At 57.3% G+C, this 23,920-nt stretch carries 23 protein-coding genes; 7 read left to right on the plus strand and 16 right to left on the minus strand.

Annotated features, from left to right (window positions below):
• Nucleotides 1-118 precede the first annotated feature (118 nt).
• From J0X03_RS11675 to J0X03_RS11685, 3 genes are all read right to left on the minus strand, one after another.
• Nucleotides 119-526 carry a DUF2946 domain-containing protein gene (locus tag J0X03_RS11675; protein ID WP_071991645.1) on the minus strand — a complete coding sequence of 136 codons (408 nt, stop codon included), beginning with the start codon at nt 524-526 and terminating at the stop codon, nt 119-121.
• Nucleotides 527-864: 338 nt separating this feature from the next.
• A complete protein-coding gene (locus J0X03_RS11680; RefSeq protein ID WP_103101477.1) occupies nt 865-2,166 on the minus strand; it encodes a PQQ-dependent sugar dehydrogenase in 1,302 nt (433 codons plus the stop codon).
• A 10-nt stretch (nt 2,167-2,176) separates the two neighbouring features.
• On the minus strand, nt 2,177-2,602 hold the full coding sequence (locus tag J0X03_RS11685) for a DUF2231 domain-containing protein (protein ID WP_033650381.1): 426 nt from the start codon (nt 2,600-2,602) through the stop codon (nt 2,177-2,179).
• A 168-nt stretch (nt 2,603-2,770) separates the two neighbouring features.
• Here J0X03_RS11685 and J0X03_RS11690 point away from each other — a divergent pair, with 168 nt between their 5' ends.
• Nucleotides 2,771-3,229 (plus strand): YbaK/EbsC family protein, encoded by a 459-nt coding sequence (locus J0X03_RS11690; protein ID WP_042784516.1) that lies wholly within the window; start codon nt 2,771-2,773, stop codon nt 3,227-3,229.
• A gap of 80 nt (nt 3,230-3,309) precedes the next feature.
• On the opposite strand, the gene J0X03_RS11695 is transcribed toward J0X03_RS11690, so the two are convergent.
• Complete coding sequence (locus J0X03_RS11695) at nt 3,310-3,687, minus strand: VOC family protein (RefSeq protein ID WP_033643102.1); 378 nt, start codon at nt 3,685-3,687, stop codon at nt 3,310-3,312.
• A 24-nt stretch (nt 3,688-3,711) separates the two neighbouring features.
• Between J0X03_RS11695 and J0X03_RS11700 the strand changes: the two genes are divergently transcribed.
• Nucleotides 3,712-3,927 carry a hypothetical protein gene (locus J0X03_RS11700; protein ID WP_116286841.1) on the plus strand — a complete coding sequence of 72 codons (216 nt, stop codon included), beginning with the start codon at nt 3,712-3,714 and terminating at the stop codon, nt 3,925-3,927.
• A gap of 240 nt (nt 3,928-4,167) precedes the next feature.
• Here the strand turns inward: J0X03_RS11700 and J0X03_RS11705 are convergent, their stop codons facing one another.
• The 3 genes from J0X03_RS11705 to J0X03_RS11715 form a co-directional block, all read right to left on the minus strand.
• Nucleotides 4,168-4,557: a hypothetical protein gene (locus tag J0X03_RS11705; RefSeq protein ID WP_160204306.1), complete on the minus strand. Its 390-nt coding sequence runs from the start codon at nt 4,555-4,557 to the stop codon at nt 4,168-4,170.
• Nucleotides 4,558-4,563: 6 nt separating this feature from the next.
• A complete protein-coding gene (locus tag J0X03_RS11710; protein ID WP_089197062.1) occupies nt 4,564-4,944 on the minus strand; it encodes a nuclear transport factor 2 family protein in 381 nt (126 codons plus the stop codon).
• A 228-nt stretch (nt 4,945-5,172) separates the two neighbouring features.
• Nucleotides 5,173-6,183, minus strand: coding sequence for a LacI family DNA-binding transcriptional regulator (locus J0X03_RS11715; RefSeq protein WP_069100158.1), 1,011 nt, complete (start codon nt 6,181-6,183; stop codon nt 5,173-5,175).
• Between the two features lie 316 nt (nt 6,184-6,499).
• Here J0X03_RS11715 and J0X03_RS11720 point away from each other — a divergent pair, with 316 nt between their 5' ends.
• From J0X03_RS11720 to J0X03_RS11730, 3 genes are all read left to right on the plus strand, one after another.
• On the plus strand, nt 6,500-7,423 hold the full coding sequence (locus J0X03_RS11720) for a substrate-binding domain-containing protein (protein ID WP_033650386.1): 924 nt from the start codon (nt 6,500-6,502) through the stop codon (nt 7,421-7,423).
• 67 nt (nt 7,424-7,490) lie between these two features.
• On the plus strand, nt 7,491-8,666 hold the full coding sequence (locus tag J0X03_RS11725) for a Gfo/Idh/MocA family protein (protein ID WP_160204305.1): 1,176 nt from the start codon (nt 7,491-7,493) through the stop codon (nt 8,664-8,666).
• Nucleotides 8,667-8,676: 10 nt separating this feature from the next.
• Nucleotides 8,677-9,618 carry a sugar phosphate isomerase/epimerase family protein gene (locus J0X03_RS11730; protein ID WP_033643095.1) on the plus strand — a complete coding sequence of 314 codons (942 nt, stop codon included), beginning with the start codon at nt 8,677-8,679 and terminating at the stop codon, nt 9,616-9,618.
• Between the two features lie 53 nt (nt 9,619-9,671).
• On the opposite strand, the gene J0X03_RS11735 is transcribed toward J0X03_RS11730, so the two are convergent.
• The 9 genes from J0X03_RS11735 to J0X03_RS11775 all read right to left on the minus strand — a co-directional run bounded on the left by J0X03_RS11735 (nt 9,672) and on the right by J0X03_RS11775 (nt 20,499).
• Nucleotides 9,672-10,769, minus strand: a complete 1,098-nt coding sequence (locus J0X03_RS11735; RefSeq protein ID WP_160204304.1) for a hypothetical protein — start codon at nt 10,767-10,769, stop codon at nt 9,672-9,674.
• Nucleotides 10,770-10,830: 61 nt separating this feature from the next.
• Nucleotides 10,831-11,868 carry a Glu/Leu/Phe/Val dehydrogenase dimerization domain-containing protein gene (locus J0X03_RS11740; protein ID WP_033643093.1) on the minus strand — a complete coding sequence of 346 codons (1,038 nt, stop codon included), beginning with the start codon at nt 11,866-11,868 and terminating at the stop codon, nt 10,831-10,833.
• Nucleotides 11,869-11,884: 16 nt separating this feature from the next.
• The gene (locus J0X03_RS11745; RefSeq protein WP_129993069.1) at nt 11,885-14,764 is read right to left on the minus strand and encodes a type I polyketide synthase; all 2,880 of its coding nucleotides are present in this window, start codon (nt 14,762-14,764) and stop codon (nt 11,885-11,887) included.
• A 13-nt stretch (nt 14,765-14,777) separates the two neighbouring features.
• Entirely contained in the window at nt 14,778-15,953 is a 1,176-nt protein-coding gene (locus J0X03_RS11750; protein ID WP_033643091.1) for an NAD(P)/FAD-dependent oxidoreductase, read from the minus strand.
• 40 nt (nt 15,954-15,993) lie between these two features.
• Nucleotides 15,994-16,551: an allene oxide cyclase barrel-like domain-containing protein gene (locus tag J0X03_RS11755; protein WP_050440105.1), complete on the minus strand. Its 558-nt coding sequence runs from the start codon at nt 16,549-16,551 to the stop codon at nt 15,994-15,996.
• Nucleotides 16,552-16,573: 22 nt separating this feature from the next.
• Nucleotides 16,574-17,602 (minus strand): PLP-dependent cysteine synthase family protein, encoded by a 1,029-nt coding sequence (locus J0X03_RS11760; protein ID WP_033643090.1) that lies wholly within the window; start codon nt 17,600-17,602, stop codon nt 16,574-16,576.
• Between the two features lie 42 nt (nt 17,603-17,644).
• Nucleotides 17,645-18,373 (minus strand): thioesterase II family protein, encoded by a 729-nt coding sequence (locus tag J0X03_RS11765; protein ID WP_033643089.1) that lies wholly within the window; start codon nt 18,371-18,373, stop codon nt 17,645-17,647.
• A complete protein-coding gene (locus J0X03_RS11770) occupies nt 18,370-19,974 on the minus strand; it encodes an AMP-binding protein (protein ID WP_160204303.1) in 1,605 nt (534 codons plus the stop codon). The genes J0X03_RS11765 and J0X03_RS11770 overlap by 4 nt, the downstream gene beginning before the upstream one ends.
• Before the next feature lie 300 nt (nt 19,975-20,274).
• Nucleotides 20,275-20,499 (minus strand): hypothetical protein, encoded by a 225-nt coding sequence (locus tag J0X03_RS11775; RefSeq protein ID WP_033643087.1) that lies wholly within the window; start codon nt 20,497-20,499, stop codon nt 20,275-20,277.
• 137 nt (nt 20,500-20,636) lie between these two features.
• On the opposite strand from J0X03_RS11775, the gene J0X03_RS11780 reads away from it, so the two are divergent.
• Together J0X03_RS11780 and J0X03_RS11785 are read left to right on the plus strand one after the other, a co-directional pair.
• Complete coding sequence (locus J0X03_RS11780; protein WP_160204302.1) at nt 20,637-22,778, plus strand: TonB-dependent siderophore receptor; 2,142 nt, start codon at nt 20,637-20,639, stop codon at nt 22,776-22,778.
• Nucleotides 22,778-23,917, plus strand: a complete 1,140-nt coding sequence (locus J0X03_RS11785; RefSeq protein WP_160204301.1) for an ABC transporter substrate-binding protein — start codon at nt 22,778-22,780, stop codon at nt 23,915-23,917. The genes J0X03_RS11780 and J0X03_RS11785 overlap by 1 nt, the downstream gene beginning before the upstream one ends.
• Nucleotides 23,918-23,920 lie beyond the last annotated feature (3 nt).

Here is a 23,920-nt window from a genome sequence, read left to right on the forward strand (position 1 = left end):
CAACGTGGAAATAACCGGGCTAATAATGTCGTCTCAATGCATAACCATTGGGCGTATTAATTCCGCCATGTTGAAACGATCAACGGCAATACAGAAACGGCAATGGGGTATTGTTAAATCAGAGGAAAGAGACGGGCGGCGCGCGCGGCTGTAATTCGGTATGAACGACGTGGGCAAACAGGGGAACGAGATAATGAGTCGGCGGCGGGCGCGAGGCCAGAGATTGAGACCAGAACAGCGGGGCGTGGCTCACGTCCAGCAGCGGCGCGTGCAGCAACAGCACGCAGTAGCCGCAGGCGCTGTCGTCCATCATCATCGCCATGTTGTGGTGGCCGCCGCCGTGCTGCATCATCGGCGATGCGGCCTTTTCCGGCGCGGCCGGCGGCGAATGCATATCATGATGCATCGGCTTCGGCATCGCCATGCCGCAGTCCGCCATGACGGTCGTTTCAGCACTTCCGGCGCGCGCATGCTCCAGGGATCGCGAGACCACTGGCGCAATGAACAACATCAGAATGGCGAACATCCCTAACCAGGCGGCGGCCCGGTTACGTGATGCAGGGGGCTGAATTAACGACACAATCAACCTAAAAAAGGGTTAACACAGGGGAGGGAATTGTACTGGTTTATGTCGAAATGTTAAAACCTTTTATTTCTGATCAACGATCTGTTGATGAATATATTATCGAATGAGCGCTTTAATTCTGACCGACGGCTATTATTTTTGCGCCAATAACGTGACGGGGATAATATTAATGACGAAAAAACTGGCGAGAACGATTATTCCGCTTTATGACGATCTGGCTGGCGCTGAGGAGTGAGTGACAATGTCACGGGCGAGTTCACCGGAACCCGCCCGTAACCTTACTTCGCGCTGACGCGCCAGACAGTGTTGCCGACGTCATCCGCAACCAGCAAAGCGCCGGTCTTGTCGACAGCCAGCCCCACAGGGGCGCCATAGAGTTCCTTCTCATTATCGGAGACAAAACCTGTCACCACGGCCTTGAGCTTGCCGACCGGTTTGCCTTGCTCAAACGCCACATAGCTGACCCGATAGCCGTTCAGCGGCGAGCGATCCCAACTGCCGTGCTCGCTGATAAAAGCGCCGCCGCGATAGTCGGCCGGCAGAGCGCTCGCGGTGTAAAACAGCAGCCCCAGCGGCGCGACGTGTGAGCTGAGCGCGTAATCCGGCTTGATGGCTTTCGCCACCCGATCCGGCCGCGGCGGCTGTACCCGCCGATCGACGTGCTGGCCGAAATAGCTGTAAGGCCAGCCGTAGAAACCGCCATCTTGCACCGAGGTCAGGTAATCCGGCACCAGATCGGCGCCGATTTCGTCACGCTCGTTGACAATCGCCCACAGCTTGCCGCTTTGCGGCTCCCACTGCAGCCCGGTCGGGTTGCGCAGGCCGCTGGCGAAGATGCGGCTGGCGCCGGAGGCGGTGTCCACTTCCAGCACGGCGGCGCGCCGGTACTCTACGGCCAGGCCGTTTTCGGTGATGTTGCTGTTGGAACCGATGCCGACATACAGCTTTTTCCCATCCGGGCTGGCCAGCAGGGCCTTGGTCCAGTGATGGTTGATGGTGTCCGGCAAATCGGCCAGTTCTTTGCCCGGATCGCTGATGCGCGTTTCGCCAGGCTGATAGGCGTACTGCATGATATTGCCGGTATTGGCCACGAACAGCGTATTGCCAATCAGCTGGACTCCGAACGGGGAATCGAGCCCCTCGAGGAACACGTGCTTTTCCCAGTTGCCGCCGGCGGTCGGGCGCAGCAGGGTGATGCGATTGCCCCCTTTGCCGCCTTTACCGGATTGGCCTTTCACCAGGCCGGCGATCAGCTGCTTGGGCGTGCTCACCGCTTCCGTGCCCGGCCCGTTGGCCTCCACGACCAACACGTCGCCATTGGGCAGCGTGAGCAACTGACGCGGATGAAGCAAATCGTCTGCCACCTTATCGATTTTCAAGCCTTCCGCCACTTTCGGCGTCTGATCTTGTTGCCAGCCAACGCCCTTAGGCACCTGCATCGGCGGCATCAGAAAGTCTTGCGCCGCCGGCAACGTCGGGTCCGGGCCCATTTGTTGCTCTGGCGAAATGACGGCGCTGTTATCGCAGCCGGCCAAGGCCAAAACGGCGGAAAGGGTGAGCGCCAGAGATGAGAGCTTCATGAAAACCTCCTTATTTTGCGCGGGCGCCAAGGGCCAGCAGAATATTCGCCAGGCTGAGCAGCGCGACCACGATCGCAGACAGCACCAGGCCTTGGGGCACCACGGCATACGCATCCCGGCTATGCACGAAAGCGTTGATAATGGCGAGAACGATGGCCAGCAAATTCAGCCAGAAATGGAGTTTGACCGACGATCCCCGCAGCCGAGCGCTGCCGAACCATACCTGTACCAGGTTAATCAGGCGGGGAATGATGGCAAAAATCAGGCCGATGGCAATTAGCCAACTTGCGCCATTGACCCACTGAATATTAGCGGTACAGGCATAAATGATGTCGAAAATCAGCGCCGCGGTGAAAAATCCGTAAGGTATCGGGTTGAGCCATTCATAGACGGCCACTGCGGCCGCTGAGGGCCTTGCTGTCGTTTGCGTGGTCATGCAGGCATCTCCATGAAAAATGATGGGTAAAAAGGCCATTGGCCCCTTAAAGCTTTGTTCAGATCCAGCGATTTGAACAATTTTGATTCTCATTTTTAGCATGCGATGTTAAAACCGAAACCATCACTTCGGCATTATCAATGGTTTAGCAATATCAGGAGGCAGGGCATGAGCATAGAACGCGTTCAGCGTTTTCTGGCCGAGCACGCACCGGAGACGACGGTGACGGTGCTGGCAAAGAACACCGCAACGGTGGCGCTGGCGGCAGAAGCCTTTGGCGTGGAGAGCGGGCAGATCGCCAAGACGCTTTCGTTTCGCGTTAACGGCGATGTGGTGCTGCTGGTGATGGCGGGAACTGCCAGAATCGACAACAAGAAGTACAAGCAATTCTTCGGCGTGAAGGCGCGTATGCTGCCGGCGGAAGAGGTTGAAGCATTAACCGGCTATCCGCCCGGCGGCGTTTGTCCCTTTGCCGCACCGGAGGCGGTGAGGATCTACTGCGATCATAGCCTGCGCGCTTTCGATGAAGTGCTTCCGGCAGGCGGCAGCGATAACTCCGGCGTGAGAATTGCGCCACAGCGGCTGGCCGGCATCACGGGAGCGGAGTGGATTGACGTGACGGGGTAACTGATAGTGACGCCGTCACAATACGTTATGTTAAATACAGAGTCTTTTCTCTGTATAATTATTTGTTTTTAAATGGAAAACTAGGCTATCGCATTGTGGCAGACCGCCTCGATATTATGACCATCCGGACCAATGACAAACGCCGCATAGTAGTGGGCATGATAATTGGGGCGTAAACCGGGCGCGCCATTGTCTTTGCCGCCGGCGCTTAACGCGGCGTGATAGAACGCATCGACCTGTTCACGGCTGCTTGCGGTAAATGCCAGGTGCAGATGCGCCGGTTTTTCATCGGTCTGAAACAGGCATAATGACACGTTACCCCGATCGGGACACAGCTCAACGCCATAATCGGGTTCACCTTCGGCAACGATCTTTACGCCCAGCGGCGCCAGCGCATTAAGGAAAAACGCTTTGCTCAGAGCAAAGTCGCTGACGCCAAATTTCACATGGTCAAACATGGGGATGTCCTGGAGTGTGGAAGAATGTTCCCATTCAGTATAGCCAACGCCATGAAGGCCACCGGAAACGGTGAAGACGAACGCCAGTACGCATTTGGCAGGCAGAAGTTGTTCATTTTTATGGCGCGTTTTGGTGAAATCTGCAGTGTCGCAGTAGCCATGTTTTATCAGATTTCACGTAGCGCGATCAAAAAAGCGGGGGGATTTTGCCTCAATATCCGCAGAGATGTGTCGCTATAAGCATGTCCGGTCATCATTAATGGCAGAACGCATTTATCTATGATCCTCAGTGGGTGGAACGTGATAAAGCTGAAACTTCGCGAGATATTGGCTGGCGTGTTAACGGCAGTCCATCACATCGGCAGAGTTGGCTGACGGCCAAACCAACGATTGATAATTTTGCTGGGAGGTTAAGCGGCGTTGGAACGCCAGGTACCGAAATCCTGGGAAGCGGCAAGCGCACGCCTCACATGCATGCATTTACTGCAGGAAGTGAACAGGCGACAGGCATTGGGTGTTCAGAGATTTTTGCGCAAACATCATGGTGTCGCTCAGCAATAAGCGGCAATGGCAATGAAGCCTGCAGCGAAAACTCGACGGCTTAAGACCAGCTGAAAAACGAATTCGTTCAACGGTATGAGCAACGGGCGTTGAAATGGTTGGCCACAGGAGAAAACCCATCATCAAGCCAGGACGCCAGAATCCACGTATAACCACACGGGTGCGCATAATGTATATTATGTTAAATTGTATTATTGGATACGCACCGCCGTTAGCCTGGCCGTCCTTTCTCACCTCACCTTCAAGCCTTATCAGGCTGCTAACCTTTTTTATGTTTAAGCCCATCATCAGCCCGTTCAGTTTCAGCACCTCAGTTTAATCCTCGGTCGGTGTGCCCTGATGAAACCGCATCTGCCAACCGGCCTTTTCCGTCAGCATCCAAATCGACGACCGTTCTGTGCAACGAATGGCGTTGCCCTGCGCGTTGCGTTGAAAACTCTTATACGTCAGCAACACGGCGCCTTCACTGATTTTCGCCAGCGTAAAACCTTCGGCAACAATCTGCGGATGCTCAGTTTCCATTTCCAGCGCCGCAACGGTCTGGCGTTTGTCATAACGCAGACCTGAGCGACCAATCTCTTCAAAGTCTTCATGCAACAATGCCGCGACGCGCTGCGGATCGCGGCGCACCGATGGCTGATGCAGTTCAACCTCAAGCGTCTGGATTTGGCTAAACAACTTTGCAGAATGCGTCAAAATGCCCTCCTTTTTGATCGCGCTACGTGAAATCTGGCAAACTTCGGCAGTCAATCTACACCAGAATGACTCTCGTGAAACCTGACTTTGCCATGGCGCCCCCAGCGGTACTCGCCACCGCTGGCTATGGGGCATCTGAAGGTAACACTTTCTCTTCTATAGAGTTTTTTTATCGCGACGAGTTCTCATTAAACCTCCAAAGTGACGCCGTCACCAAAAGGAAAAACCTCACGCCTGTTTCTCTCCCAGGTGCGACCGCCGAACCCGCAATTCCCCATGCCGCCAGGCACCGTCTGCCGTGGTGCGATTATCGAGCAGGCGATTCAAGGCTTCTTCGACCAGCCGGTCGATGCGTTGGCTGTAGCTGGTCAGCGCCCAGTTGGCTGATCCGGCCTCGTCGATATCGTCGAAACCTACCACGGCCATTGCAGACGACGGTGCCACTTGCCTGAGCGCTTCGAGCGCCCCCAGCGCCAACACGTCGTTCTCGCAGAACAGCGCCTCAACCCGCTCGCTTTCCGGCGTTGCCTGCAGGTATTCGCTCATCAGCTGGAAACCGCGTTGGCGATCGTAGTGGCCAGCCGTGAGCACCCGATCCAGCTGAAAGCCAGAGGTTATCAGCCTATCGCGGTAGCCTTCCATGCGCAGCAAATGGCTACTTTGCGTGTCTGGCCCCTTCATGTAGCCAAAGCGCCGATGCCCTTGTTCTATCAGCAACCCAGCGATCTCTTCGCCGGCGCGGTAACCGTCGATATTGACCACATCAATGTGTTCGCTTTCCGTATTGCGGCACACCTGCACCAGCGGGATCTGATGCAGATCTTGCGCGATCGCCGCCCACTCTTGGGTTAACACCGTCGCCAGGAACAAAATGCCATCGACCTGCAGCTGATCGGCCATCGCCATCACCGCCCGGTAGTTTTCCCCCGCGGTGATGTTCAACAGCAGCGCCATATAGCCGCGGGTTTGCAGTTGTTTGGTGACCATATCGAGCATCATCATCGAATGCGGGTTCTTCATTTCGTCGATGGCCACGCCGATGATGTGCGTGCGTTTTTGCGACAGGCTGCGCGCCAGCAGATTGGGTCGATAGCCCAGCTCGGCCGCCGCCGCCAGTACGCTTTCACGCGCGCTGTCTGAGATCGACGCACCGGGCGTAAAGGCGCGCGATACCGTCCATTTAGAGACGCCGGCCTTTTCGGCGACGTCGCTGGCGGTGGCTTTGTGGTGTTTCGTCATGGTTGCGTCGATCCCTGCTTCGGTGAAGTCACACTATACCCTGCTCGCTCAGATCCCCTAAGCGCCTGCCGGCATACCTGCTGCGATTATGTCCCGTTTTTGCACCCGATTGCAATTTGTTATGCAACCGGGTGCAAAACATAAAGAGTTTGTGATCGTCCGCGCTGTTTTCACCTTTCCCCTGTTGACCAAATTTTATCCATGGCCGACATTCACGGTGGCATTCAGAGACTCATCGCCGTTTTGTCTCCTGTTTTGCACCCGGTTGCAAAACACTGTTTTTACATAACACCTCTCTTCTCAACAGGATACCGTAATGAAAAAAACCAGACTGTTGTTGATGTTAGCCTGCTCGCTGTTTGTCGTGACCGCCCAGGCCAAGACCTACCAGGTCGGCGTGGCGCTGGCCAACTTCGATCTCAACTTCGTCTCTATCCTGCGCAGCCAAATGGCGCGGGAACTGGTTGCGCAGCAGCTGCAAGGCCAGTTCGTTGATGCCAAAGGCGATGTCGCCCTGCAGGTGCAGCAGGTAGACGATCTGATTAATCAGGGCGTGGACGCCATTATCCTCAACCCGGTCGATACGCAAGGCGTTCAGCCGATGATAGCGGCCGCCCAACGCGCCGCTATCCCCCTTATCTTCGTCAACCGCAAACCCGAAGTGCCGCTGAGCGGCGCGACGGCCTACGTCGGCTCCGATTCGGCGCTCAGCGGTCGCCTGCAGATGGAGGCTCTGGCGAAAAAAATGAATTACCGCGGCAACGTGGCGATCCTGATGGGCGCCCTCTCCAACGAAGAAACCCGCGAGCGCACCCGCGCGGTGGAGGCGGTGATCGCCAAACACAAAGAGCTGAAAGTGGTAGAGAAACAGACTGCGAAATGGCAACGCAATGAAGCGGTCGACGTGGTCTCCGGCTGGTTGCTGAACGGCGTACCGATCGATGCGATCGCCGCCAACAACGATGAGATGGCCATCGGCGCGATCATGGCGCTGAAGCAGGCCAAAAAGAACGGCGTACTGGTTGCCGGTATCGATGGCACGCCCGACGGCCTGCAATTTATCAAAAACGGCGACCTGGCGGTGACCATTTTCCAGGATGCCAAAGCCCAGGCGATCGGCGCGGTGCAAGTGACCCGAGCGATGTTGGATCACGCCAAAACCGAGTCTTACAACTGGGTGCCTTATGCCACCGTGACGCGAGAAAACTACCCGCAATTTGCGCAAATGAACCAGAAATAAACCGTTGCCACTCTCTTTTTCAACCCACTTTGCACCCGAGTGCAAAACCACAGTATCAGGAGTCAGCATGTTAAATGGTGAAAGAAGCATCCCTCGCCCGCTGCGTTGGGCGATGATCGGCGGCGGCCGCCTCAGTCAGGTGGGCTACAAGCACCGTTCCGGCGCACTGCGCGACAATACCGCCTATCGGCTGGTTGCCGGCGCTTTTGATATCGACGCGGCGCGCGGGCGTGAGTTTGGCGTCAATCTCGGCGTGCCCGCTGAACGCTGCTATGACGACTATCAGCAGTTGCTGAAACAAGAGGCCTACCGCGAAGATGGTGTTGAGGTGGTGACCATCGCCACCCCTAACGGCACCCACTATGAAATCACGCGCGCCGCGCTGAATGCCGGCCTGCATGTCATCTGCGAAAAACCGCTGTTCTTCACTACGGCGGAGGCGAGAGAAATCAAGGCGCTGGCGGCGGAGAAAGGCCTGATCGTCGGCGTAACCTACGGCTTCTCCGGGCATCCGCTGCTGATGCAGATGCGCGCCATGATCGCGAACGGCGACATCGGCGAAATACGCATGGTCGAATTGCAGTACACCCATGGCTTCAACGCCAACGAAAGCGCGGACACGTTCGAGGCGCAAAAGTGGCGCGTCGATCCGAAAATCGCCGGCCCCTCCTTTGTTCTGGGTGATATTTCTACCCACACCTTCTACATCTCACAGCTGGTGATGCCCGACATGAAAATTGCCTCCCTGCTGTGCGATCGCCAGAGCTTTATCCCTTCCCGCGCCCCGCTGGAAGACAATGCCATGGTGCTGATGCACTACGAAAACGGCGCCGTCGGCCGCATGTGGGCCTCCGCCATCAACGCGGGCGCGATGGACAGCCAAAGCATTCGCGTGGTGGGCGCACGCGCCAGCCTGCAGTGGAGCGACGCTGCCCCCGGCGAATTGCGCCATGAGATCCAGGGGCGGCCCAACCAGATCCTGCACCACGGCATGCCCTATCTGGACGACAGCGCCCTGGCCGAAGAGCGGCTCGGCGCGCTGCATACCGAAGGGCTGGCCGAATCCTGGGCCAATATCTACCTCAAGTTCGCCATCGCCATCAGCGCCAGCCAGCGCGGCGATCGGCAGACGCTGGCCGCGCTGATCTATCCGGATATCGACGCCGGATTGGAAGGCGTGCGCTGGATTGAAAACTGCGTTCGTTCCGCCGACAACGGCGCCACCTGGGTTAATTACCAATAAGGAAAGCACCATGAAACTTTCATTCTGTACCGACAGCCTGGGCCATTTGCCCTTCGAGCCGATGCTGGATCGGTTGCTGGAGCTGGGGGTGCGCGGCGTGGAAATGACCACCGGCGGCTGGTCTCCGGCGCCCCATCTGGATACCGACGATCTGCTGGCCAACCCGGCCAAACGCCGGCAGCTGCAGCAGGCCCTGGCCAGCCGCGGCATGGAGATCGCCGCGCTCAATGTCTCCGGCAATCCGCTCGATCCGGGCGAGCTGGGGCAGCGCCATCTGCGCCAAACCGACAATACGCTGGAGCTGGCCGGCCTGCTGGGGGTGAAGAAGATCGTCATGATGAGCGGCCTGCCCCCGGCCAGCCCGCATGACACCATCCCCAACTGGATCACCTATACCGTCAGCTGGCCCCCTACGGTGAAAAACTGTCTGGACTATCAATGGAATGAGGTGGCGATCCCCTATTGGCAGGCGCTGGTCGCCCGAGCCAAAGCGTGCGGCGTCGAGCGCTTTGCGCTGGAAAACTTCAGCGCCATGCTGGTGTGGAACCCGGAAACGCTGTTCCGGCTGCGAGAGGCCGTTGGCCCGATGGTGGGTCTGAACCTCGATCCCAGCCACTTGATCTGGATGGGCGCAGATCCCATCGCGGTGGCCCGCGCCCTTGGGCCCGCCATTCACCATGTGCACGGCAAAGACGTACGCCTTGAGCGCGGCGTCGTCGAGGTTAACGGGCTGCTGGAGACCAAACCGATAGACGAGGTAGCTGACCGGGCCTGGAATTATGTCGCCGTCGGCTGCGGCCGGGATCTGCAGTGGTGGAAGGAATTCTTCTCGGTGGTGCGCATGATGGGTTACAACGACTGGGTGTCACTGGAAATGGAAGACTTGACCATGTCGGTCGATGCCGGCATCGCCTCTTCCGTTCAGGCGCTGCAGCAAACCCTCAGCCAATAAATATCCTGCGCAGCGGCCACGGCCGCTGCGCCACCCAGTGAATTGCCAACCGCTTACAAACACCATACCGGCCGGGCGCCCACCGTCGCACTGGCATGCCCAGCGCCATGGCTCAGGCACAGCGTTCTCAGCCCGGCACCCGCACCGGAATACCAGGCGCCGCCTCGCATCAGCATGCGTTCGCCGTAGTTGCGCAGATAAACCTGATCGCCGTCCGCACACCGGTGATGCGGTACAACGCCGAGGATTTTCAATATATCCGGCACCGACTCTCCACTTGCCGCACCAATACGCCCGAACTCATCATCCATCAAACCTGGCGGATACCCATTGTCATGCGGATCGCCGTTGAAATGCCGGATACGGTCCGAAATGCGCGGCGTGCCGGCATTGCCGGTAAGACTCGGCGATGAAGCATCGAATTTTGCGGTTCCCGGGCTGCCGGGAGGTAGCCACTCGCCTGTTGCCAGCTCGACCGCGCGCCAGCGTTCGTCTTCATTATCGGTCATCGGCATCGCGGCGTCATTGTCCGGTAAAAGCAGGATTTCCCCCGCGACCAATTTCAGCCCGTGTTGCCATTCCCAAAGGTTGCCGCAGAGATCGCCAATACCGTGCGGCGTACCGTCATGATACCAGGCAGCCGGACCGGATGCGGTAAACGTTGTCGGATCGCCCTGCTCATCGCCCACGACACCGCCGTCACATCGCTTGCCATACTGGCGTCGATCGCGATGCGATCGCCCACTCTCGGTATTGCCTAACTCCGGCCAGCCATGATGACGGCACCAGAACATCAACGCGGCCCATTCGGCGTTGGTGCCAATGTGCCAGCCGCGTCCATTGCGAGCCGCCGCCTGTCGAAATGCGGCCAGGTCATGCCAGCTGGCCGGGGCCGTCTCAGGTTGGCTGACCAGTTCGCCATGGATCAGCGTGCCGGGGTAACAGCCGTAGAAGAAAGCCTCTTTTCGCTGACCGTTGACGATAAACGCCGGATGAACCGCCTCGCCTAACCCTGATGTGACCTCTTGCAGCGTAAAACGAGGTATCACATGCATATAGCTGGGCTGCCCACTTGCGGTGTAAAGCACGGTGCGACGCCCTTGCGATTCGGCCTCTACTTTGCAACGCAAAGCGTCTTTTACAATAATCATGGAGTTATGTGCCCGTTAAAAATGCCGAGGCCGGGAAAGCGCAGGCTCCCCGGCCCATTTCTTACGCCACCATGGCGGCGGATTTGATCGGTTGCAACAATTGTCCAATATCGCAATTGAGCAGTTGAGCGCGCTGCAGCAACTCCTCCGTCTTGGCGCCAATCACGGAGTGAACATAGGCGTTGACCTGCTCCTGGTTCATTTGGTTATAACGGTCGGTAAACGCCATTTCGATGCTGTCGCAGATCACTGCGCCGGCGTTGCTGACGTAGTCCGGCAGATAGTGAATACCGCGCGCCAACAGCCGCTGTTCAGCCTGTGGCGTATTAAACGGTGAGTTGGCGCTGCTCACCACCCAGCGGGTATTCAGCTGTTCAATATTCTGTGCATTCAATACGTTGGACATCGACGCGATGCACAGCACCTCGCTGGGTTGCGCCCAAAGTTCCTCTTCGCTCACGCGGCGCACCCCCGCAGGAAATTGCGCTGCGGGGTTGATGTCATAGGCCGTCACCTCACAACCAAACAGCAGGCTTTGTTTCGCCACTTCAGTGCCGACCTTGCCCATACCGTGAATGGCAATGCGCGCGCGAGGCAAATGATTGAGCCTCAGCGTCAACACTTTTTTCATCGAACTCCAGACGCCGTAGCCGGTTGCCACCGATGTATCGACTTGTGGGCTGTCCATGGCATTCAGGATCCACGGCGTAAACTGCCGCAGATAGTCCATCTCTCGATTGCCGGTATTGATATCGCATCCCGTAAACATGGTGCCGCCATAGCGATTGAGCAGAGCGCCTATCGCTTCAAGCACTGCCGGTTGCTCTTGGGGAGAACGTTTGCTGTTCACCACGATTTTGCCGCCGCTGAAGCCGGTATTGTACAGCCCGTGCTTCAGCGACATGCGCTGCGCCAGCATGATCGCCTCCTCTTCCTGCTGCTGCCGGGACGCATAGTTTCGCCAACGGATACCGCCATTGGCCGGTAGCAGCTTGATCTGCGACGAGTAAGCCAGGGTGAATGACGTTTCGTCATCGATTACGACCGTTTCTATCTGGTATTGGTTATGTGTATTCAGCAATTCATTGTTAACTGACATAATTTGCCATCCTGTTTTAATGAGAATCTTGCTCGAATGCTCCAGCCTGGTCCAACTGTTGTTTAATGCCCCACGGCGTAGGCCGCTTAAGAAAATCGGCCATCCCTATTGCCTTGCCAAACTCTTGCTCCAACATCGCCAGCAGGCGCAGCGCCATCAGCGACTGCCCGCCGGCGTCAAAAAAGTCACAGTGGTTAGAATCGGGGTTCACGCCGGTCACATCCCCCCAAACGCGCCAGATACGCGCCATCTGGGGATCTGACTGGCTTGTTGCCGCCGGCGTTCGCTCGGCTTGCGGCCCCTGCCTGTCCCGTTCGCCCAACCACCAGTGCGCCGGATCGAAGGGATACATCGGCAATGCGATGCGCGAAGGCGGCAGTTGCCACAGGCGGCGCCAGTTAACGTTGACGCTGGCGCGCCAGATTTTTTGCAGCGCCTGGATCCATACGGCACCTTCATTCTGCGCTTCGTCGCGACGCGGCAAGGTTCGCACCGCGGTCACAGAACCGGCGGATTTCAGCTGTGCAACCAACGCCGTGAGCGTCGAACCCGGCCCAACTTCGATAAACAACGTCTTGCCGCGCTGCGGTAGCTGCTGCAAGGCGCGGTGGTAATTGACCGGTTCACGGGCATGACGCGCCCAATAGCGGCCGTCAAGCGCCGAACATTCGACTTCGGTCGCCAGCAAGGCGGAGACGTAACGTACCCCCGTCGCCGATTCACCCGGCGGCGGCGCAATATCGGCCAGCTCGTCAAGAATGGGATCCATCAGGGTCGAATGAAACGCATGTGAAACATTCAAGGCTTTGCATCGCACGCCTCGGTCTCGCATCTGGCGTTCGCAAGCGCGAATGGCTTCAGCGGTGCCGGACAGCACGCAGCCGTCATCACTGTTTTCTGCCGCCAGCGATAGCTGATGACTCAACCAGGGCTGAACCTGTTGAACGCTCAGCTCTACCGCCAACATCATCCCGGACGGCAACCCGGCCATCAGACGCCCACGATGAGCGGCGAAAACCAGCGCCTCTTGCACCGAGAACACCCCAGCGGCCCAGGCCGCCGCAATTTCGCCGAGGCTGTGCCCAATGACCCAATCCGGCTCGACGCCGTAATGCATCAGCAGTTCGGCCATGGAGATTTCGACGGCGATCAGCGCGGGCTGCGTCAACGCGGTATCGTTAATCGACTCGGGTGCGGCCTCTCCGGTAAATAACGCCGAGAGATCCAGTGCGGCTTGCGTTTGCACTATCTGCAGTTTGTCGTTCATCAGTTTTCTGAAGGTCGCATCCTGCGCCATCAAATCGCTGGCCATACCGATAAACTGGCTTCCCTGGCCAGGGAATTGGAAAACTACCGACAAGCGCCCTTTCCCCGTATCCATCATGTTTTCTTTCACGCTCAACGCGCCCCGATCGTCTATCTGCAAGGTGCCGCGATAGCGCAGCGACTTTCTTCCGCTTTGCGCGCTCCAGGCCAAGCGTTCGTCGTTTTCGCCGTGCGGTCGCTGCAGATAGCGTTTTACCAGCCGATGCCAGGCCTGTTCTGACTGTGCGCTGATCGGTACGACGGTGGAGGACAATGAGGCCGCTGTTCGCGCCGGCGGCATGACAGGCGGCCTCGCCAGTACGACATGCGCATTCGTACCGCCAATACCGAATGCGCTGACGCCGATGGCCTGGCGCGGATCCTCGCGATCCCACCGTTGAGCGGAACAGATAAACTCAAACGGACTCTCCGCCAATGCCATTTCCGGATTCGGTGAGCCAACGTTGATCTGCGGCGTGAGCCAGCCATGCTGAATTTGCAGGGCGGCCTTAATCAATCCCGCCATGCCGGCGCAGGTTTCCAGGTGCCCGACGTTAGCCTTGACTGCGCCGATGGCGCAGAACCCCCGTCGTGTCGTATGCTCTCGGAAAACGCCGTTCAGCGCCTCGAATTCGATGGGATCGCCGGCCAGAGTGCCCGTACCGTGGGCTTCGATGGCGCGAAAATCCTCAGGCGTCAACCGGGCATCGTCCATCGCCTGGCGCAGCAGGCGTTGCTGGCCATGCAAACTGGTGGTGGTAAAACTGACTTTGCGCGCGCCGTCATTATTCATCGCCACGCCTTTGATCACCGCGACGACGTTATCGCCGGCCGCCAGCGCATCACTCAGGCGCTTCAACACCACCACACCGACGCCGCTGCCGAATACCGTACCGCTGGCATCTGCGGAAAATGGCCGGCAGTGCCCATCGGTGGAAAACACCATGCCTTGCTGCGCAAAATAGCCGTCGTTTTGCGGGATCCTTAGGGTACAAGCGCCTGCTAACGCCAGGTTGCAACGGCCGCTGCGCAAGGCGTGGACCGCTTCGTATACCGCCACCAGCGAAGTGGCGCAGGCGGCTTGCACGTTGCACACCGGCCCCCCGATGCCCAGATGCCAGGCCACCCTGCTGGTGAGGTAATCTTTATCGCTCATTATTTGCCGCTCGAACGGCGAAGGATTGAGTTTATCGAGTAGCTCGGATCCTTGCGCCTGACGTAAATAGTCAGAGCTGCTACAGCCGGCGAACAGCCCGGTATCCTCAAGTTCCCCCGGTGTCACACCGGCGCTTTCCAGCGCGTGCCAGGCGCATTCCAAAAAGAGCCGCTGCTGGGGATCCATCAGCAGCGCATCGCGCGCGCTAATACCGAAGAATCCTGCATCAAAGCGAGATATGTCGCCGGCCACAGGCGCGGCGACGGGAATATATCCCTTGTCGACGGCATCATCCCGATCGTTATCGACGCGAACCAGGGATTCGACACCGTTGATCAAATTATGCCACCAGCTTTCGATGTCCTCGGCACCCGGGAAACGGCAGGCCATGCCAACCAGGGCGATATCCCGTTCATTGCTGTTCACCTGCTGCATGAAGGTTCTCCGCTCAGAAACGCAATGCGCTGATGTCCCAACGGGGCTCTCGTTCCGCCAGCAGATCGGCGCAAATTTGCCCCATCAGAGGCGTAAATTTGAACGCCCATCCCCCTGCCGAGACCACCAGATGTTCGCCGCCGTGGCAGCGGCCCTTGGCGCTGTCGAGATAGAATTGGCGCGCCGGATCGGTGGGCAACACGGCCAGACAGCTTGCAGCGGAATGCTGTTTATCCGGTTCGAGGAACGGCATATGCCGGCGGGCAAACTCCAACGCGCGCTCCACGTGCTGCGGGTTTGCCCTATAGCCAGGCGCATTGGCTTCGGTGATCGGATCCACTTCGAAATCGGTCCCCAGCCGATCAAACCCATTGACGGACCAAGGGTTGGGCGGGAAGCCATAAAACAGGTTGCTGTCGCTCTCCACCGGCGGTTGGAAAGCAAACCAGAAGGGATCGTTGGCTCCCAGGCGCTGGCTGCGCAGCATGCTGATGCAGGCCATCTCATAGGTAGAAAGCGCAAGTTCAATATCCAACTGGCGCAGCAGTTTCTTGCTGCCCGGCCCACTGGCAACCAGGACTTTACGGGCGCGATAACGGTTTTGCGTCGTCAGCACCGTTGCGCCCCGAGCATCGGGCTCCACGGCCTTCACACATTGCTGGAACTGGAACTCCACGCCGGCTTCGCTGGCCAGCGAGTAAAGCGACGCCAGGGTGCCTTTAACGTCGATCACGCCGCCGTCTTGCTGCAAGAAACCTTCATAGTTGCTGTCCAAGCCGGTGAAACCATAGCGCCGTTCGATTTCACGCATCGTCAGACGTTCATAAGGCAACCTCATTTCATCCATTGAAAGCATGGTTTGGCGGATTTGCCCCTCATTGGTCCAGACATCCGCATCGCCGAACCATAGGCTGCCAATGCGGTGGATCAGTTTTCTGTCCGCCTGTTGTTCCAGCTGCCGCCACAATTTGTCGGCCTCCAGGGTAAGGCGGAATATTTCCAGCTCCGAATATTGCAAACGCCAATGGCGCTCCTCCCCGCTGGTGCCGGCCAGTTGCGTAAATAACGCATGTTGTTCCAGGACCAAAACCTTATGGTCGCGATGCTCTCGCGCATAATTCCATGCGGCGGCCAGCCCGATGGGGCCAGCGCCGATAATAATGACATCCCAGTGTACCGACGTGTGCATACCTATCCCTCGTAATGGATATTGTGTGTGTTTGATAAAATTATTTTTTAATTAAGCTTTTAATCTGATCCAGCGGCAACAGGACGATCAGCGTCAGATATTTTTCTCGCGGAATATCCTGATAGAGCTGACGAACGCCGATCTTCCCCATGACATCCCCGCTAACGCCGGCGGCGAACAACGATTGCCATTGCCCCGCCCAAATCGCACTGGAATTCCAAATGCCGGCGGTTTCGATTCGCCCCAGCGGCGTCTCGGCCGTCTCGTGGTACCAGGAAACCACGCTGTCGTCCGGCAGTGAGGCGATTTTCCACCCCTGGCCCTTCATCGTGCCGATATCATGCCCCTGCTTATCCACCAACCGATCGATATGTGAATTGGCATCGCCAACGTTAGGGACATTATCCGCTTTTGCTTTAAAGGTAATATTTGCCATTTCGATAACGGAAAGCACGGTGGCATTGTTATAGCCGTCTTTCGTCGCCAAAATATGCTCAATATCGTTGGCCTCTTTACCTGAACTTATTAACTGGCGAACATAATCGCCAAGCGCGATCAGCTCAGACAATACATTATTATTGCCCTGTATAATTTCCATGAAATATTCCTTTTAGACGTTATTAAACGGTCAAGGCTTCAGATTGTTTGAACCACTCGCGCCCTTTTTCTCGATCGATATCGGAACCGGCGTCGGCAAAGAGTGTGACAACCCGTTGATCCGCACTCAGCGTTTCTGCCAGCTTACAGGCCGTTTTCCAGTTGGCGGCGGAAGATGCGCCGATTTTAACGCCGGTCAACTGATGGAATTCGTGCATCGCGCTGAGCGCTTCCCGATAGGAAACCGGATTGAAAGGCGGTTCCTGCGGCATCAACTTACTGATGAAAGGCTGACGGAAACCGAAGCCCAACCCGCCGGCTCCGGCAAATTTAGGTTCACCGTTCGGCGCAGACAGCGTACCGTAAGGCAGTTCGCGCGGCGTGCTGCCCCACACGATCAGCTGTGGGTTATCCTGCCGCAACGCGGCGGCCACCCCCGACAAGGTCCCGCCGGTCCCTACCGCCGATACCCAACCGTCGATGCGCTCACCCTCCAGCTGCCGGCGAATCTCTGCGCCCGTCGCATGCTGATGTACGGCGGTGTTGACCAGGTTAAGATGCTGAGAAAGCAGCGTCCAACTGCCATCTTCATGCGCAATCTGCTGGCTGCGTGCAATGACGCCGAGCAGGAACTGATTGCGATCGACCAGAGTAACGATGGCTTTATCGGCTTTTAACGTGTCGATAAGCGGTTGCGGAGACGAATCCGGGATCACCACTTGCACCGCTATCCCGCACATATTGCCGAGTTTGGCCAGGGCTTTCGCCATATTGCCCCCCGAGGAATCGAGCAACTTCAATTCACCGGCGGCGAAGTCGTGTTGATTGATGGCATCGCAAAACAGACCGAACGCGGTGCGGTCTTTCACCGAGCCAAACGGATTCTCAAACTCAAACTTGGCGTAAATCGACGCCTTTCCCTTTGGCGACGGCACTTCAACCAGCGGGGTATTGCCTAACGTCGCATAGAATTTTTTCAACTGGGGGAACAGAGCGAAGGCTTTCTCCGTATCCGGTGCGCAATCCTGTGGGTTAAACAGCTCAAAATTCATCAGAGGTTCCTTTAAAGCCATACGTTGACAAATAAGCCAGCGTTACCGGAGCAGCTGGCGGAGAAACGCAGCGGTGTCCTGCGCGAAATAAAAGTGATCGCCCGCGAGGAATTGCACCCGGCTGCCGGGGAGTTCTTTTTCCCACAGCGACAGCGCGGCGCGGCTAACCAACGGATCGTTATCGCCGCCCAAAATGCGTGGCTGCATGTCGGGCAAAGGTTCTGCGCTGAGCGCGCCCAACAGCTGTAGATCTTGCTGTATCAAGCGGGTGACAAGCGGGCGAGTGATCTCATCCAGCGACAGTGCGCCGCTGCTTTCACTGAATGTCAGGATGTCGCCCAACACCTCTTGCCGCAGGCTTTCCTGTTGAAGTATTTTCAGTTCAGAGGGGGCGCGCTGGGCCGACAACACGGCGTCGATGTTAAAACGCGACGCTTGTAACGCCGCGGCAACCTGCAGGGCAAACAGCGCGCCCATGCTATGACCGAAAATCACCACCGGCGCGATGCCCAGCGAAGAATGCAGCGCATCAACGCAGCGCGTAATGGCTCGCTGCGCCGTTTCCCAAGCCGGCGCGTCTTGCGCGTCTTCTCGCCCGGGGTACTGCACGATGAACAGATCCACCTCGTCCGGCAGCAGATCACGCCAGTGCTGGTAGAACGCAACGCCGCCGCCGGCATGTGGAAATACGACCAATTGTTTGCTGACCGGTGAACTGCATGGGCGGCTGAGCCTCACCACGCAACCGAGAGACGTGCGCAATGGCGTCATGAGTTCAACCCCGCCGTATTTTTGACCGTCTGTTCCTGGCGCAGCATGTCGCGCAACGTCACGCGATCTATCTTGCCGATCCCTTTCATCGGAATGGTATCGATGACAATCAGCCGCTCCGGCGCCTTGAACGCCGCCAGCCCTTCTTTCTCAAAGAAGCGGCGCAATGCGCTGAGAGTCAGAGTGGTATCTGTGCTGGTGACAAACAGACAAGGCACCTCACCGTAGAGATCGTCCGGCATACCAACGCAGGCGGCTCGCACCACGGCAGGATGCTGTTCAGCCAACTCCTCTATCTCATTGGGACTGAATTTCTCTCCCCCGCGGTTGATCGAGTCGTTTACGCGGCCGTCGATGAAAATGTTGCCCGCGGCATCGACGTGCGCCAGGTCGCCGGTACGGTAGAAGCCGTCCGCCGTAAACGCGCTACGATTAGCCTGGGGATTTTGGTAATACTCGGTGAGCGTATAAGGGCCGCGGGTGATCAGTTCGCCTGATTTGCCCACGGGCAAAGGACGGCCGTTTTCGTCGACGATCAGTACTTCATCATGCGGGCTCAACGGCCGGCCCTGAGAGCTGAATCGCAGAGTGTCATCATCGTCAATCGAGTTAAAACACAGCAGCCCTTCGCTCATGCCATAGCACTGCTGCAGGGTAATGCCGAGGTTGCGGGAGGCGGAGGCCGCTAGCTCAGGCGTCACCCTGGCGCCACCCACCTGAACATGCCACAAAGACGTCAGGTCGCGCGGCGTTTGCCGCTGCAGTTCGCTCCATTGAGACAGCAACGCAGGCACCAGCGTGGTGTGCGTCACGCCGCATTGCTCGATCACGTCCAACGCCGTTTCCGCCGACGGGGCGTCGGCGAGCGCAACGGCGCCGCCGCGAGAAAGCGTACCGAGTATGCCGGGGCAATTGATGACAAACCCATGCGAAACCGGCATCGCGGCGAAATAGACCGAATGGCTGTCTAAAGCAAACACGTCACAGCCGCACTCGATCATATAGCTGTAGCCGCCATTTTTACGGGCAATCGCTTTAGGTAAACCGGTGGTGCCGCTCGAAAGCAACATGACGGCGGTATCCGAGGGCGTCATGGTGGCGGCGTGAAGTGGCGGCGCGGGCGTCAAAGGCGAACAGAAATGTTGCAGGTTTAGGTAACGAGTGTCGTGCCCGGCGTCATCGTAGTCTTCGACCAATATCACATCGATATTGAGACCTTCGGCCAACAGCGTCTGCAAAGCGGCAAGTGGGTGATAGCGACGGGAACCTCGCTGCAGGGCAAATACTTTTGGCGCCGTCAGATGCAGAATGTGCCTCAGCTCTTTTTCTCGATAAGAGGGTAATATCGGCACCGGGATCGCACCGAGCATCAACGAAGAGAGCATGATGACAACCGCTTCACGGGTGTTGCGCAATTGATAGGCGATCCGATCGCCCTTCACCACGCCCAATTGACACAGCTTCAAAGCGGCTGAAGCCACCGCACCGTTCAGCCAGTCGTAAGTGTAAACCTCCCCGTGTTCAAAAAGCGCCGAGCGCTGTCCATGTTGTTGAAGGGCCAGCAATAAACGTTGGTTGATCGAATCCTCAACACTAACCATAGCGACTCCATAATGAGTTAACTCACTGTTTGACTGTTATCTTTCTCAATCACAATTCGTTAAACAAACAGCTTTCGGCACCTCGGTCAGGCGGCGCCATCACTTCTGTATTGGCTCAGAATGAAAAGCAAAACGGACTCAAAAACACTTCATTTTCTGGCCGACATCAAACACCATGACCGACCGTCAGTCAATTACCTTGGCGTTAATTATTTGTAGATCTTATGTTTCACCCCTATCATGTCGTTTTAATCTCCTTTATAAACAACACATTATAAATAATACTTTTTTTATACTTGCTTATGACATTTCAGAAATAAGCTGTTCTAATGAATAGTCTCGCCCTCCCCACAGCGATGGCGCGTTAACACAGCGGGCTTTCAGCAGGGCTTGCAATGCCACCGTTTCCGCCGAACTGAGTGCTAAATCTTGACGCAACTGCCAGCTGCCATCCGCCTCTTGCAGCACATCTTCAGGTACCCCCACCTCAGCCAACAGCGCCAACAAATCATCCAGAGTCTTCATAATGTTATCCAATCGTTAAATGGTATTGATAATTATTCATATTGACCGTCAGTCGGTCAATGAGTATTTTAACGCTTGCCTGAGATGACCAGACTCCCGCCCTCGCAGCGAGACTCTTACTTAAAGAGGGATTTTTTTTGAATAAATTCAACGAATTTCGCCTGCGGAAGGCTTATCTTTGCCCGTTATTGCTGGGCATGATGCCCTGCCTGACCCTGGCGGCCGATGAAGAGTCGATCTGGGTGGTCGCAGAGGGTTCCTCCTCAGACAATGCCCCACAGGGTTATGCCGCACAGCAAGCGACGGTGGCGACCAAAACCCGGTCACCGTTGGTCGACGTGCCGCAATTTGTCTCGGTGGTCAATCGCCAGCAAATGGACGTGCAGTCGGCCGACACGGTTAGCCAGGCGTTGCGCTACAGCGCCGGCGTTGCCGTGGAACGTTTCGGCGCCTTTTCCAGCGGCGTGGACTTCGCCAAAATGCGCGGTTTTGAGGCCGACTACTACCTGGATGGATTGCGCGTCATCGGCAATACCGGCATTTGGGGACCGCAAATTGAAACCTGGGGAGTGCAAAGCGTTGAAGTCTTGCATGGCCCTTCATCCTCGTTATACGGCCAGGGGGGCGCCGGCGGCGTAATTAATATGATTTCCCGACGCCCTTCCACCGCCGAGTCGAATCAGCTTAAATGGGATGTCGGCAATGACCGCTCGCACGCCCTCAGCCTCGATTCCACCGGCGCGCTGACCGATGACGAACGGTGGGTGTACCGCTTCGATGGCCTGGCGGCCACGCGCGGTTCGCAGATCGAAGACACCAGGCAAAAGCGCCTCTTTCTGGCGCCCGCAATCACCTGGCAACCCAATGATCGCACGCGCTGGACCGTGTTGGCTCACTATCTTCGCGAACCCCAATCAGGCTATTACAACACCCTTCCCGCCCAGGTTTTGGGGCTGTTGCCCAATCCGCACGGCAAGATAGATACCGATAGAAATTACAGCGATCCCGCGCACGAGCACTCGAGCCGTACGCAATACGATATGACCTCGCTGCTTGAATTCGAATTGAACGATCGCTGGCGCCTAAAGCAAAACCTGCGCTATTCCCACGTAGACTCGACGGTGCGGCGCGATTTTACGCGCGCCATCACGCCGGACGAGGGACTTTTGACGGCGGTTTATCAGGACGCACCGAGTCAGGCGGACAGCATCGTGATGGATAACCAGGCCGAGACGACACTCGTTACCGGCGCCATCGTCCATCAGGGATTGGCCGGGATCGACTTTCAGGCCGGTAAATTGGATAAAGACTGGTGGGGATCGCAAACCGTGACGTTTGATCCCTGGTCCGAACAGTACCGCCCTTCATTCGAACCTATCCCGGTTTCACGCACGTCGACAACGCAACGCTTCCAGCGCACGGGCTTATACGGACAGGACGAAGCCAGCTGGCGCGGATGGCATTTGTTGTTGGGCGGCCGTCATGACTGGTCACGCATGCGTACCAGTGACAATCTGGCCCATACTCAAACGCAAACCAATGACGCAGCCTGGAGCTATCGCGCCGGGTTGAGCTACCCGTTCGACAATGGCCTGGCGCCGTGGGCCAGCGTCTCTACCGCCTTCGATCCGTTGACCGGCACAAACGCTCAAGGCACGCCGTTCAAGCCAACCCATTCCACTCAGTATGAGATGGGGATGAAACTGCAGCCACCCGGCAGCGCAACGATGACCAGCCTGGCGGTCTACCAACTGACGCAGCGCGATGTGAACACCATCGATCCCCTTAATCCCAGTTATTACACCCAAACGGGTGAAGTGCGTTCTCGCGGCGTGGAGCTGGAATCACGGGCGGCGGTGACCGATAACCTTAATCTGATGCTGTCCTATGCCTGGGTCAACAACGTCGTGACTGAGGCTAACGATAGCACGCAGGGGAAACATCCGGTGGGGGTTCCGGCGCAGACCGGCTCGATGTGGCTGGACTATCGCTTTACTAAAGGGCCGCTGCAGGGGCTGCTGATCGGTGGCGGTACCCGCTACCTGGGGGCCAGTTGGGGAGATGGCGCCAACACCTTCAAAGTGCCCGCCGTTTGGCTCGGCGATATGACCGTTCGCTATACGCCGGGTGCCTGGGATCCTCGTCTGTATAATCTGGAGCTGGGATTGACGGTCAACAACCTGACCAACAAATCTTACATCGCCAGTTGCACCAGTGCGCCTTACTGCAGCATCGGCATCGAACGCCGCATCATCGGTTCGATAAGCTGGTATTTCTGATGCACAGACGACGTTTTCTTCAGGTGGCCGCTTTGCTGGCACTTTCTTCGCCTTCACGCTCTCTGCGCGCCCAGGCTGATACACAGATCGTGACCGATATCGTCGGGCGTACGGTGACTTTACGCTATCCTCTGCGGCGTATTTTCCTGGCGGAAGGCAACCTGTTTTATACCGTTGCGGCGCTCAACCCACGCGCGCCGATGGAAAAACTGGTGGGTTGGCGAGACAATTTCCGCACCGCCGACCTGGACAGCTACCGGCTGTATCTGCGCTATTTTCCCGAACTGGCCAAGCTGCCGGCCTTCGCCGGCGTGCAGCAAATGCAATTCGATCTGGAAAGGTTGATCGCTTTGCGGCCCGAAGCCATATTGCTCAACGCGAATACGCGTTCTGTGCTGGAAACGAGCGGCCTGATGGCTAAGCTTACGGCGGCGAACATCCCCGTGGTGTTTGTCGATATGAGCATCGGCCTGATGAACAACAGCGCCAGAAGCATCGCCATCATGGGGCAGCTGTTTGATAATCCGCAAAGTGCACATAGCCTGATTCGCTTCCGCCAGCGTCATCTCGATACGATCCGCGACACGCTGATGAAACGGGCTCCGCCGCGCCCACGCATAATGATGGAGCGCGCCGCCGGATTATACGAGGATTGCTGCCTGTCTTGGGGCAATGGCAACTACGGCGAGATGGTGGATAGCGCAGGAGGATTCAATTTGGCTCAGACGCATATTCACGGCGTTTACGGCGCATTGAGTCAGGAAACGGTGATCGCTTCCCGGCCCGATAAAATCGTCGTGACCGGCAGCAACTGGAGTCATTACTCGCCCCACGGTGACTGGATCAACCTTGGGCCAGGCGCAGATTTGACGCTGGCAAAAACGCGGCTGGAAAAATTGATGCGACGCCCGGCTTATCGCACCCTGGCCGCGGCAAAGAACGGACAGGCGTACGCCATCTGGCACCCGTTTTACGATCACCCTTTTAATTTCGTCGCGATCGAACGTCTGGCCACTTGGTTCCATCCGTCGCTGTTCGCCGGCGTTGATCCCGAAGCGACTTTTGCTGAACTCTTCGCCCGATTTCTTCCCATTCCGTATCAGCCCGGTTACTGGGTGTCGCTCAAGGCGGCGCCGTAAACG

Source organism: Serratia ureilytica (assembly GCF_017309605.1).
Classification (GTDB): domain Bacteria; phylum Pseudomonadota; class Gammaproteobacteria; order Enterobacterales; family Enterobacteriaceae; genus Serratia; species Serratia ureilytica.